The following is a 12,319-nucleotide window of genomic DNA, read 5'->3' as shown; positions in this document are numbered from 1 at the left end:
TAAACGGGTTCGCCGCGCGGCTTCGACGACAGGTACGACAGCAACCCGTCCTGACCTTCCTTCGTATCGCCTCCCAGTTCCGCGAGGCCCACAGTCCGGGTCGAACCGGGGCTCACGACGTTGACGCGAATGCGGCGTTCCTTGAGATCGAGCGCCCAGCTCCGTGCAAGGGCGCGCGAGGCCGCCTTCGACGCGCTATAAATGCTGAACGCCTGCGTCCCGGTCGATCCCGCAATCGATCCAGTAAGGATGATCGAACCGCCGATCCGGGGCGGCGAGCTGACGGACACGTCGTTGATTGCAAGACGAGTCGCGAGCCTCGACTGGGGCACGTATGCAGGCGCGGGATACATGCGATCGCGCAAGCTGCCGAAAAGCTTTAGAAAATCTAAATCATCCGCGACCGACGGGCCACTATTCTTCGTTTTTTTGAGTTCCTATGCTGATCCGTAATCGACGGACAAGGAGATCGTCCGTTTTTTCAACGGTTGCCGTCTGGAACGGGGATGCTCATGAAAAAGCCGCTGGTTTGTCTCGCACTATTGCTCGCAGCATTGTCCGTGCACGCGAAGGAACTGACCGAGTTGAAGTTCGGGGTCGATCCCACTTACGCGCCGTTCGAGTCGAAGGCGCCCGACGGCAAGCTCGTAGGCTTTGAAATCGATCTCGGCAATGAGATCTGCCGCCGCCTCCACGCAAAATGCGTATGGGTCGAAACGGCATTCGACGGCATCATTCCCGCACTGCAGGGGCGCAAGTTCGACGCGATTTTGTCGGCGATGTCGGTGACGCCGAAACGCGAAACACAAGTGGCATTCTCGACGCCGCTGTTCAACACACCCAGCAGTCTGATTGGACGCGCGGGCGCCGGTTTGCAGCCTTCCGTCCAATCGCTGAAGGGAAAGAACATCGGGGTTGCGCAAGGCTCGACGCAGGAAGCGTACGCAAAAGCATACTGGGCGCCCGCCGGCATCAATGTCGTTTCATACGCCAATCAGGAACTCGTCTACACCGACCTGCGCTCGGGGCGGCTCGACGCGACCTTGACCGACATGATTTCCGGCAGCGAGGGCTTTCTGAAGACGCCGCAAGGCCAGGGCTATGCGTTCCTCGGAGGGCCCGTGAACGATGCGAAGACGCTGGGCAAAGGCGCCGCGATCGGCTTGCGCAAAGACGATCCCCAGTTGCGTGAGATGATCAATCAGGCCATTGCAGATATGATCAAGGACGGAACGTATCAGAAGATCGAACGCCGCTACTTCGACTTCGATATCCTGAACGGCTGAGATCGAAGACGCGCCTTATACGGAGACACCATGCTGCAAGACATCGACGCACGCATCGAACGTGCGCTGACACCGGAACGGATCGCCGACTTTCGCCGCGATGGCGCGGTATGCATCCGCCAGCTCTTCACGGAAGACGACATTGCGCTGTTGCGCGAAGGGATCGAGCGCAACATCGCGCAGCCGAGTCCGCGCGCGAAGGTCGCGAGCCGTCCCGACGATCCGGGCTGGTTCTTCGAAGATTTCTGCAACTGGCAGGACAATGACGCGTATCGCCGCTTCATTTACGGGTCGGCGGCTCCTGCGGCGGCGGGCGCACTGATCGGCGGCGAAACGGTGCGGCTCTATCACGACCATCTGCTCGTGAAAGAACCGAACACGCGGCAGCGCACGCCCTGGCATCAGGACCAGCCGTACTACAACATCAGCGGATCGCAGAACGTCAGTATGTGGATTCCCGTCGATCCCGTTTCGCGCGAATCGACGCTCGAATTCGTGGCCGGCTCGCATCTCGGCCCGTGGCTCATGCCACGCACGTTCATGGACAACCAGGCGAAGTGGTTTCCGGAAGGCACGCTCGCCGATCTGCCGGATATCGAGGCCAATCGCGCCGCGTATCCGATCATTGGCTGGGCGCTCGAACCGGGCGACCTGGTGTGCTTCAACATGCTGACCTTGCATGCGTCGGGCGGTGTAGGCGGTAACACGCGGCGGCGCGCGTTTTCGGTCCGCTTCATCGGCGACGACGTACGTCATGCACCGCGCCGCTGGCGCACGTCGCCTGATTTTCCCGGCCTCGATGCGCAATTGCCCGACGGTGCACCGATGGACCATCCGCTTTTTCCCGTGCTCTGGCGCGCGAACGCGACCTGACGCACGCTTCCCGGCTTCACGCGACCACGTTCAGCATGCCGTTGTTGAGTTGCTGCTGTTCCTTGCCGCGCGTCACGAGCCAGCGGTGAAAGCTGCGGCAATACGGCCTGTCGAAAGCGTTCGGTTTCCACGTGAGGAAATACGGCCACGGCAGCGACAATCCGAGTGCGAAGGGCATCACCAGACGGCCTGCGGCGAGATCGTCGCAGACCATCGAGCTTTGGGCGAGCACAAAGCCATAGCCGTCGATAGCCGCTTGAATCGCGACGCTCGATAGCGAAAACACCTGACGGTTCTCGTTCAGTTCACTGCAATCGACATCATTGGCCACGAGCCATTCGCGCCACGAAGGCGGCGATGCGAACTTCGGCCGCCAGTCGACCGATATCAACGGATAGCCGAGAATCTCGGCGGGCGCAACGAGCGGTGCGTCCGCTGGGAGCAGTTGCGGACTGCAAACGGGCACCACGTAATCGCGGAACAGTTCGACGGAATTCTCGACATCCGCGATGCGCTCGCCGTAGCTGATACGAAAGTCGATGTCGTAACCATCGGGCGACGGTTCCGTGTGCGTGCCGTCGAGATACACGCTGAGATCGGCATGCCGGCGCTGCCATTCGAGCATGCGCGGTGCGAGCCATTTCGACAGCAGCGAGGGCAGTGCGCTGACGCTGAGATTGCGCGTGTTCTTCGCACGTTCTATCTCCGCATGCGCGACACGCAGGCTTTCGAACGCGGCCGCGCAGCTCTCGTGATACTGGCGCCCGATCGACGTCAGGCTCAGCCGCTTGCCGTCCTTTTGTGTGAGATGCAGGCCGAGCGTATCTTCGAGCAGCTTGATCTGCTGGCTCACTGCACCGGGGGAGATGCCAAGCCGCTTCGCCGCTTCCGTCACGCCGCCGCACCGGCCTACCGCTTCGAATACCTGCAGCGCGCGCAAAGGGGGAAAGCTGTTCGTCGTCATCGTATGGGTGGGGGAAGGTTCGACGATTTAGAAACTCTAAACGAACAGCCAGAGTTTGACATCTGTTCTTTTATGTTTTGGCTTTTTATCCTGACCGCAAGTGAAAACGACATAACGGAGGCAGCGCAATGTTTCTGAGGAATGCATGGTACGTCGCAGCATGGGACGCAGAGGTGACACACGCGCTCATGCCCGTGACGATCCTCGGCGAACCTGTCGTGTTGTATCGCCGCGAGGACGGTACGCCTGTCGCGCTCGAAGACGCGTGCCCGCATCGCAAGCTGCCGCTGTCGATGGGAAGATTGATCGGCGATCAGGTGGAATGCGGTTATCACGGCCTGACTTTCGATTGCGAGGGCGCATGCGTGCGCGCGCCTGGCAGCCCGCGCATTCCACCCGGCGCGAAGGTGCGGAGCTATCCGCTGGCGGAGCGCTACGGCCTGCTGTGGATCTGGATGGGCGAGACCGATGAGGCGGACGCCGCGACGATCGTGCAGATCGACGAATGGGGCGATCCGGCGTGGGGCGTGAATCGCGGCGATGCGATGACGGTGGACTGCCACTACCTCTATGTCACGGACAATCTGCTCGATCCCTCGCATGTGGCGTGGGTGCATCCGTCGTCGTTCGGCAATGCCGCGTGCGAGGCCGAGCCGCTGAAGACCGAGGTTGCCGCGCATGGCGTGACGGTCTCGCGCTGGATGCGCGATGTCGACGTGGCGCCGTTCTATGCGCAGTTCGTCGGCTTCGAAGGGCGGTGCGACCGCAAGCAGCATTACGAAGTGCGCTTCCCGTCGCACGCGATCATCAAGGCGATCTTCACCCCGGCGGGTACAGGCGGCGACGATGCACCGCTTCATCGCGACGTGTTTCTGATGAACTCGTATAACTTCATGACGCCCGTCGACGAATCGCACACGCGTTACTACTGGTTCCAGACCCGCAACTTCGCCCCGCAGGACGAACAGGTGTCGCGCCAGTTCGATGCCGACGTGCGCCATGCTTTCGAGGAAGACCGCGTCGTGTTGACAGCCGTTCATCGCGGCATGCGGAATGCCCGCACGCCGAACATCGATCTCGCGATCGACGCCGGACCACTGCGTTTCAGGCGCGCGCTTGCGCAGATGATCGAACGTGAGCAGCAGGCAAAGGTCGCGCCCGCGCCTGTGTATGTGGTGAGTCGTCAGCGCGCGGAGCACTGACATGAATGTTGTCGTCGACGATCGGGAGACGCTGTCTGCGTCGCGCTTCAGGCGGTTTCGCGTGGCGCGGCGCACGCAGGAAAGCGCATCGATCGTTTCGTTCGATCTCGTGCCTGTCGACGGCGGCGCGCTTACCCCGTTCGTTGCAGGGCAGTACGTCACGGTCAGGCTGCCGTTGCCGTCAGGCGAGCGATTGTTGCGCACGTACAGCCTCTCCGGCGATCCCGCCGACAACACGCGCTGGCGCATCTCCGTCAAACACGAACGAGGCGGCGACGCGGTGCCTGCAGGACGCGGATCGTCCCATCTTCACGAGCGGGTGCAAGCAGGCGACGAACTGGAACTGGCAGGGCCGTCGGGTGCTTTCGTGTGCGGCGACGAAGTGACGCGACCCGTCGTGCTGATGAGCGGCGGCGCCGGCCTGACGCCGCTCGTCAGCATGCTCCACCGCTTGCGCGCGATGAACGGCGCGCACAACCGCCGCGTGTACTTCATTCATGCCTGCGAGAACGGCGCGGTGCACGCGTTTCGTCTTGAGGTGGAGACCGTCGCGGCGGCGCACCCAAACGTGCATGTGCATGTCTGCTACCGGCTTCCTTCGGCGGAAGACCGCGCGATGAAGTATTTCGACAGCGAAGGACTGATTTCGCGCGACACGCTGCAAGCGCTCTTGCCGCTCGACGACTACGAAGTCTATCTATGCGGCCCGCCCGCCTTCATGCAGTCGAACTGGCGGCTCTTGCGCAGCCTCGGTATCGAGCGTGGCCGCATCCATTACGAGTTCTTCGGCCCTGCGACGGTACTTGAGGACAACGTGGTCGAGGCGCCTTTAAGCGAGAACCGCACGCCGAAATTCGGATGGCAACCGACACTGAAACGACCATCCGCTTTCACCCGCGAGCCGATCCCGTCGCATGGGACCCAGCCTGCGGCTCGCTGCTCGAATTCGCCGAGCAACACGGCTATGCTCCCGCATTCAGCTGCCGGATCGGCGTCTGCAATACGTGCGTGACGAGTCTCGTCGACGGGAAAATCGAATACACTGAAGAACCGCTGGAGCCGCCATCGGAAGGTACCCTGTTACTGTGTTGCGCAAAGCCCGCAGGAAGCGTTACCCTGGCGCTGTCCGACGACGCAAAAGCATTTGAATAACCGGGGACTTTATGAAGATCAGCTTTCCCGTCGAACCCAGTTTCGACACGCAGCGCACTCAGTTTCTCGATGCGGCCCGCGCAGCCGGCGCCGTCTTGACGACGTATGCACACCCCTTGAAAGGACCAAACGGCGAAGCACTCGCGACCGACGTCGCGTGGCTCGGCAAGCCCGACGCTTCCCGTGTGCTGATGACGCTATCGGGCACACATGGCGTGGAGGGTTACTACGGTTCGACCTGTCAAGCGGCCTGGCTGCGCGAACTGGCATCGCAGCCGTTACCCGACGACGTCGCCGTGCTGATGGTTCATCTGATCAATCCGTGGGGCACGGCGTGGGTCAGGCGCGTGAACGAGGACAACGTCGATCTGAATCGCAACTACGTCGACTTCGCGGCTGCGCTGCCCGACAATTCGCGTTACGAAGCGCTGCATGAGATCTACACATGCCGCGACATCGACGGCCCGCAACGACAGCATGCCGATGACCTGCTCGCCAGGAATGTCGAGGCGCTCGGCTGGTCTGGCGTGCAGGCAATCGTCGGCGCGGGCCAGTACCTTCACGCCGACGGTCTCTTCTATGGCGGGCAGCAGCCTACCTGGTCCAACCGTACGCTGCGGGACATTGCCGGGCGTTTTCTGAAACCGGCTCAGGTCGCGTTCGTCTTCGATCTGCATACGGGCGCTGGCGCGTTCGGCCATCCAATGCTGATGTCGATCACGCAACGAGCTTATCCGGGCCTCGTCGATGCGCAGCGTTTGTATGGCCCGTGGCTCTATACGCTGCTCACCCACGCGGACGCCGAAGTCAGCGAAACGGGTGTGGTCGCACGCGCGACAGGCTATACCTCGCAAGCGATGCTCGATGCGTTGCCCGATACGCATCTGATGCAGCTGGTGATCGAATGCGGCACCTATCCCGAAGCGCCCATGCACACTGCGTTACGCGACGACCACTGGCTGCATCTTTACGGCGATCCACGCGATGCGCGCGGCCGCGCGATCAGCCGTGCGCTGTTCGATTCGTTCATGCCCGCCGACGACGACTGGCGCGAGCTGGTGTGGACGCGCACGCGGCAGATCTGGAAGCGCGCGCTTGCCGCGTTGCCCGCTATCCAGCCGGTTCAGCGCTAACCGCGCTAGACGAGCGCCTGGCTCGCAGCCGCAGCGCGGCTGCGCAGCCAGTTGATGCTGGCGAACAGCAGCACCGCAAACACGATCAACATGGTCGCGACGGCGAGGATCGACGGATCGATCGAATCGCGGATGCCGCTCCACATCTGCCGCGGCACGGTGGTCTGGTCCGGGCCGCCGATGAACAGAATCACGATCACTTCATCGAACGAAGTGGCAAAGGCGAACACGCTGCCCGTCGCGACGGCGGGCGCAATGAGCGGCAGCGTGACACGCCTGAACGCGATCCAGGGCCTGGCGCCGAGACCGGAGGCGGCGCGCAGCAGACTCTGATCGAACGACAGCAGCGACGCCGTCACGGTGATGACGACGAACGGCGTGCCGAGCGCCGCATGCGCCAGCACGACACCTGGATACGAATTCACGAGCCCGAGCGGCGCGAAGATCAGATAGAAGCCGGCCGCGACCACGACGATGGGCACGATCATCGGCGAAATGATGATCGGCATGATCAGCGAGCGCAGCGGAAACTGTGTGCGGCTCAGGCCGAGCGCCGCGAGCGTGCCGAGACAGGTGGCGATCAGCGTCGATGCCGCGCCGATGCCGAGGCTGTTCAAAAGCGCGCGCTGCCAGTCGCCGCTGGTCAACGCCTGCTCGTACCAGCGCAGCGAAAAGCCCTGCAGCGGGTACGAGAAATACGAACCCGAATTGAACGAGAGCGGGATGATCGCGAGAATGGGCGCGATCAGAAAGAATAGAACGAGCGCGGTATGCACGCGCACCCATTGCGTCGCGATGCGCTCCGTCAACACCTTCTTCCGTTGGTTTTGCATGGCGGCCCCTTGTCGTGTGGCGTCGTGTAGGCGTCGCTCAACCGAAGCGCAAACGGTCGATGCCGACGATGCGGTTGAACAGGAAGTAGAAGATCGCGGTGAAGATCACCAGATACGCCGACAGCGCGCCCGCCAGTCCCCAGTTGAGCTGCGTATTGGTCTGCATGGCGATGAGCTGGCTGATCATCTCGTCGCCCGCTCCGCCGAGCAATGCGGGCGTGATGTAGTAACCGAGCGCAAGCACGAACACAAGGAAGCAGCCCGCGCCGACGCCCGGCAGCGTTTGCGGCACATACACACGCACGAATGCGGTGAAGGGATGCGCGCCGAGCGACTGTGCCGCGCGCACGTAAACGGGTGACACGCTTTTCATCACCGAAAAGATAGCGAGAATCATGTACGGCAACAGCACGTGCGTCATGCCGATCAGCACGCCCGCGCGATTGAAGATGAGCGGCACGGGATGCGTGGCGAGCCCGAGTCCCATCAGCAGACTGTTGATGACGCCGCCCGGCTGCAACAGCACGTACCACGCGGTGGTGCGCACCAGCAGCGAGGTCCAGAACGGCACGATCACGAGCAGCATCAGGCGGTTGCTGCTCTTCGCGGGCAGATTGGCGAGCATCCACGCGACGGGATAGCCGAGCAGCAGACACAGCACCGTCACGGTCGCGCTGATCGAGATCGTGCGCAGGAACGCTTGCCGATAGACCGACGAATTGTCCGGCACGAATTCGACCGAACCTTGCGGCGTGACTTGTGCATCGACGGCGGCGAGCAGATAGTCCGGCGTCGGCGATGCGGCGGCGCGTTTGAGCAGGCGCCAGGTTTCGGGCGAATTCCAGCGCTCGTCCATTTCAATGAGCGCCGGCTTCCAGGCAGGCGGCGCGTCAGCGGGCACATTGCGCGCGGTACGCATCAGCAGGCTGCGGAACTCGGGCTGAGCGAAATTCAGGCGTCGCGCGACCGTGCCGAGCTGCCCGCTCCCTTGCGCTTCCTTCAAGCCCGACGCAAGCAGCGCGAAGGTGCGCTCGTCGGGTACGCCGCGCCCGTCCCATGCATCGAGCGCGCGCGTGAGCGCGGGCATGCTGTCGGGCACTTCGTGGTTCTGCACGCTGCGCGCGAGCAGCAACGCGATCGGCGCGATGAACGTCGATAGCAGGAACAGGATCAACGGCAGCGCAAGCAACAGCGCCTGAGCCGACGCGCGGCGCTGCGCCTTCTGAAACGACGCGCGGCCGCGGGCTCTCGTCGGAGAGCCCGACGCCGCGGTTTCGGCCGATACGGGCATGCTGGTAGTCACGTCGGGCTCTCTTTGCTCTCGTTGCGCTCTTTAAACAGCGAAGTTGCTGCCGGGGTTACTGGCGCGCTTACTGAGTCAGCCAGGTCTGGAAGCGCTTGTTGATCTGGTCGGCGTTGTCGGCCCAGAAGTTCGCGTTGATCTGCAACGCACGCTTGAAGTTCTGCGGCGAGGTCGGCAGATCGGACAGCCGTTGCTTGTCGACGAGTGCGATCGCATCCTTGCGCGGCGGCGCGTAGGCGATGTACTTCGAGAGATCCGCGTACGCTTTCGGTTGCGAGGCAGACACGATGAATTTCGCCGCGGCGTCTGCGTGCTTCGCGCCCGTCGGAATGCCCCACCAGTCGAAGTCGTAGACCTGCGCGTCCCAGACGGCCTTGAACGGCTTGTTGTCTTTCTTCGCGGCATCGTCGATGCGGCCGTTGTAGGCTTGCGTCATCACCACCGCGCCGTCCGCCAGCAACTGCGGCGCCTGTGCGCCCGATTCCCACCAGACGATGTTCTTCTTGATCGTATCGAGCTTCTTGAACGCGCGATCGACACCTGCGGGCGTGGCGAGTACTTTGTACACATCCTTGGGATCGACGCCGTCGGCAATCAGCGCCCATTCCATCGATACCTTCGGCGACTTGCGCAGCCCGCGCTTGCCCGGGAATTTCTGCAGGTCGAAGAAATCGGCGACGGTGGTCGGCGCGGTCTTCAGCTTGCTCGCATCGTAGGCGAAGACCGTGGACCAGACCATGCTCGCGACCGCGCAATCGCTGATCGAGCCGGGAATGAAATCGCTCGTCTTGCCCAGCGTCTTCTTGTCGAACTTCTGCAGCAGGCCTTCGTCGCAGGCGGTGATTGCGTCGTTCGTTTCGAGGTCGATCAGGTCCCACGTGGTGTTCTTCGCCTGTTCCATTGCGGAGAGCTTGGCGAGGCCGCCGTCGTAGGATTCCGTCGAAAAGCCTACGCCTGTGGCTTGCGTGAACGGCTCGAAATAAGCCTTCTTCGCAGCCGCTTCATAAGCGCCGCCGAAGGTCACGACGGAAAGTATTTCCGCCGCCTGAGCACTGGCGGCGAAGAACGCGAAAACGGAGAGTGCGGCAAGTGCGGCACGTTGTGCCTTGATTTGAGTGCGCATGTCAGTTGGCTCCTGCAGGTGCGGTCGTAATGATGGTAGGTAAAGGAGACGGCGGGGAATAATTGGCAGGCGCGTTGCGATGCGCGCTTGCCGTCATTGCAAGGATCTTGCAGTCGTCGTGGCGCCATGCGACCTCGACCATGTTGCCGGGCGCGGGCAGGGCGTGGCGTTGTGTGTTGGGCACCTTGACGACGATGGCGTCGCGCGCGCCAAGCTTCAGATGGACGCGGTGATGATCGCCGCAATACACGAGTTCCTCGACGCGGGCCTGCACGACGTTGCTATGTCCGTCGACCTGCGTGCCTTCGGCGCTCGGGATATGTGCGCGCTCGGGGCGCAGCGCGAGCATCGCGTCGTCGCCTTCGCGCAGGCCGCTTTCGCAGCGGCCGCGAATGATGCTGCCGTCCGCCAGTGCGAGCGTCGCGCTGGCGTCGCTTACGTCGATGACGCGTCCCGTCAGTCCATTGTTCTCGCCGACGAAGTTCGCGACGAAGGCATTCTGTGCGTTCTCGTAAAGCTCGCTCGGCGTGGCGGCCTGCTGGATGCGGCCATCGGAGAAGACCGCGACGCGGTCCGACATGGTCAGCGCTTCGGCCTGATCGTGCGTCACGTAGACGATCGTGAGCGACAGTTCGCGATGCAGCCGCATGATCTCGTATTGCATCGTTTCGCGCAGACGCTTGTCGAGCGCGCCGAGCGGTTCGTCCATCAATACGACGCTCGGCTCGAACACCAGCGCGCGCGCCAGCGCGACGCGCTGCTGTTGTCCACCCGACAGTTGCGAGGGGCGGCGGTTCGCCAGATGCGGCAGCTCGATCATCTCCAGGGCGCGCTTCACGCGGGTCTTCTGCTCGGCGCGACTGACGCGGCGCACGGAAAGCGGAAACGCGACGTTCTCGGCAATCGTCAGATGGGGAAAGAGCGCGTAGTTCTGGAACACCATGCCGATGTCGCGCTGATGCGGCGGCTTGTCGTCGAGCCGTTTTCCGTCGAGGCGGATCTCGCCTTGCGTGGGCGTTTCGAAACCCGCGAGCATCATCAGCGTAGTGGTCTTGCCAGAACCCGACGGCCCGAGCAACGACAGGAATTCGCCCTTGCGCACGTCGAGGTTCAGATCGTCGACGACGTAATGCGCGCCGTCATACGATTTGCTCACGCCCGAGAATGAAATGAAGGAAGGGTTTGACATCGTGCTGGCGTCCTGTCGGTGTTGCGTCGTAATCAATGCGTGCCGATCTTCGCCGCGAGATAGCGTGCGAAGTCATAGTTGGGGCGTTCGAGATGACTCAGATGACCGGGCTTCGCAAGCGGCGCATGCACGCCGCGAAACACGGCTTCCACGCCGCGCCGGTCTTCTGCGTTCACTTCGTCGAGCAGCTGTTTGAGTGTCGCCATATAGGCGTGCGCTTGCGGATCGGCGACGAACTCCGGCGCCAGGCCGCCGCCAAAGCGGATATGCACGCGCCCCACGCCTTCGGGCTGCAGCACGAGATACCAGAAGTAGCCCGGCGTCAGCGTCACCAGATGCGTCGGGTAAATCGCAAGCAGGGCGGTGGTCTTGCGCCAGTGTCCCGTCAGACGCGTGTTGTCCGGATGTGCATTGCCAATCGGCAAGGATGCTTCCTTCGTGATCCAGTGATAGTTGAAAGCCGGGAGGCCGGGCGGGCATTCCATTTCTTCGAGCCGCGAGTGCGGGCCTACCGTCGCGCGATGCAGCATCGGCAGGTGATAGCTCTCCATGAAATTTTCCGCGAGGATCTTCCAGTTCGTGTCCCACACGTGCTCTTCATAGAAAGTTTCGATGTAGTCGGACATGCCGTATGCGCCAATCAACTCGCTCAATCCAGCGAGTTGCGTGTGCACGGGCAGGGCGTTTTCATCGAGCGTCACGTAGATCCAGCCTTGCCATTCTTCACAACGCACGGCAGGCAGGCGATAGCTTTCCTTGCAGAAGCCTTCTTGTCGATCCATCAGCGGTGCGCCTTTCAGCGCGCCATCCAGCGAGTAATTCCACGCGTGATACGGGCACACGATCCTGCGCACGTTGCCGCGTCCTTCGAGCAGCACCGACATGCGATGCAGGCAGACATTCGACATCGCTTTCAATTGCATCTGCTCGTCGCGCAGGACGACAACCGGCTGGTCGCCGATCCGTGCAGTCAGGTAGTCGCCGGCATGCTTCAGTGCGCTCGCGCGGCCGACACATTGCCATTCGCGCGAGAAGATATTGCGTTCTTCAAGCGCGAGAAATTCGGGCGACGTGTAGACACCGGGCGGCATCGAGCGCGCTTCGCTGAAGGGCCGATCGCAACCGGTCAGCAGCTCGTCGACCAGTGCTTCGATTGCGACCGTCCTTGCCGGGTGTGCCATGTCGCCCTCCTTGTTTCGAGCTTGCGAGAGCGCGCCGACGCTGGATTGCGTGGTGTTGCGCTCGACATGGACATCAATCT

The 12,319-nt window shown here is 62.5% G+C and carries 12 protein-coding genes and 1 pseudogene; 6 read left to right on the top strand and 7 right to left on the bottom strand.

Annotated features, from left to right (window positions below; translation table 11 throughout):
* Positions 1-20 precede the first annotated feature (20 nt).
* Positions 21-263 (bottom strand): annotated as a pseudogene (locus KFO72_RS06835) (SDR family oxidoreductase); the annotation flags it as partial.
* A 249-nt stretch (positions 264-512) separates the two neighbouring features.
* On the opposite strand from KFO72_RS06835, the gene KFO72_RS06830 reads away from it, so the two are divergent.
* Together KFO72_RS06830 and KFO72_RS06825 are read left to right on the top strand one after the other, a co-directional pair.
* Entirely contained in the window at positions 513-1,286 is a 774-nt protein-coding gene (locus tag KFO72_RS06830; RefSeq protein ID WP_060610520.1) for an ABC transporter substrate-binding protein, read from the top strand.
* A 30-nt stretch (positions 1,287-1,316) separates the two neighbouring features.
* Positions 1,317-2,159 carry a phytanoyl-CoA dioxygenase family protein gene (locus KFO72_RS06825; protein WP_060608844.1) on the top strand — a complete coding sequence of 281 codons (843 nt, stop codon included), beginning with the start codon at positions 1,317-1,319 and terminating at the stop codon, positions 2,157-2,159.
* 16 nt (positions 2,160-2,175) lie between these two features.
* On the opposite strand, the gene KFO72_RS06820 is transcribed toward KFO72_RS06825, so the two are convergent.
* On the bottom strand, positions 2,176-3,123 hold the full coding sequence (locus tag KFO72_RS06820) for a LysR substrate-binding domain-containing protein (protein WP_225031712.1): 948 nt from the start codon (positions 3,121-3,123) through the stop codon (positions 2,176-2,178).
* 128 nt (positions 3,124-3,251) lie between these two features.
* Here KFO72_RS06820 and KFO72_RS06815 point away from each other — a divergent pair, with 128 nt between their 5' ends.
* Genes KFO72_RS06815 through KFO72_RS06800 form a run of 4 tightly spaced genes read left to right on the top strand, consistent with a single transcriptional unit; the run spans position 3,252 to position 6,610 of the window.
* Positions 3,252-4,325, top strand: a complete 1,074-nt coding sequence (locus KFO72_RS06815) for an aromatic ring-hydroxylating dioxygenase subunit alpha (RefSeq protein WP_225031711.1) — start codon at positions 3,252-3,254, stop codon at positions 4,323-4,325.
* Between the two features lies 1 nt (position 4,326).
* Positions 4,327-5,337, top strand: coding sequence for an FAD-binding oxidoreductase (locus KFO72_RS06810; protein ID WP_225031710.1), 1,011 nt, complete (start codon positions 4,327-4,329; stop codon positions 5,335-5,337).
* Positions 5,262-5,477 carry a 2Fe-2S iron-sulfur cluster-binding protein gene (locus KFO72_RS06805; RefSeq protein WP_225031737.1) on the top strand — a complete coding sequence of 72 codons (216 nt, stop codon included), beginning with the start codon at positions 5,262-5,264 and terminating at the stop codon, positions 5,475-5,477. Before KFO72_RS06810 ends, KFO72_RS06805 begins: the two co-directional genes overlap by 76 nt.
* A gap of 11 nt (positions 5,478-5,488) precedes the next feature.
* Positions 5,489-6,610 carry a DUF2817 domain-containing protein gene (locus KFO72_RS06800; protein ID WP_225031709.1) on the top strand — a complete coding sequence of 374 codons (1,122 nt, stop codon included), beginning with the start codon at positions 5,489-5,491 and terminating at the stop codon, positions 6,608-6,610.
* A gap of 5 nt (positions 6,611-6,615) precedes the next feature.
* On the opposite strand, the gene KFO72_RS06795 is transcribed toward KFO72_RS06800, so the two are convergent.
* The 5 genes from KFO72_RS06795 to KFO72_RS06775 form a co-directional block, all read right to left on the bottom strand.
* Complete coding sequence (locus tag KFO72_RS06795) at positions 6,616-7,443, bottom strand: ABC transporter permease (RefSeq protein ID WP_054930975.1); 828 nt, start codon at positions 7,441-7,443, stop codon at positions 6,616-6,618.
* A gap of 37 nt (positions 7,444-7,480) precedes the next feature.
* Positions 7,481-8,734 carry an ABC transporter permease gene (locus KFO72_RS06790; RefSeq protein ID WP_225031736.1) on the bottom strand — a complete coding sequence of 418 codons (1,254 nt, stop codon included), beginning with the start codon at positions 8,732-8,734 and terminating at the stop codon, positions 7,481-7,483.
* 79 nt (positions 8,735-8,813) lie between these two features.
* Positions 8,814-9,869, bottom strand: coding sequence for an ABC transporter substrate-binding protein (locus KFO72_RS06785; protein WP_225031708.1), 1,056 nt, complete (start codon positions 9,867-9,869; stop codon positions 8,814-8,816).
* A 1-nt stretch (position 9,870) separates the two neighbouring features.
* Positions 9,871-11,058, bottom strand: coding sequence for an ABC transporter ATP-binding protein (locus KFO72_RS06780; RefSeq protein WP_224100778.1), 1,188 nt, complete (start codon positions 11,056-11,058; stop codon positions 9,871-9,873).
* A 32-nt stretch (positions 11,059-11,090) separates the two neighbouring features.
* Positions 11,091-12,239 carry an SRPBCC family protein gene (locus KFO72_RS06775; RefSeq protein WP_060608828.1) on the bottom strand — a complete coding sequence of 383 codons (1,149 nt, stop codon included), beginning with the start codon at positions 12,237-12,239 and terminating at the stop codon, positions 11,091-11,093.
* Between the last annotated feature and the right edge of the window lie 80 nt (positions 12,240-12,319).

The organism is Paraburkholderia sp. XV (genome assembly GCF_020177535.1).
Lineage (GTDB): Bacteria > Pseudomonadota > Gammaproteobacteria > Burkholderiales > Burkholderiaceae > Paraburkholderia > Paraburkholderia caribensis.
Note: the sequence above shows the minus strand (reverse complement) of the source record. Positions and strands in the feature narration are given on the sequence as shown.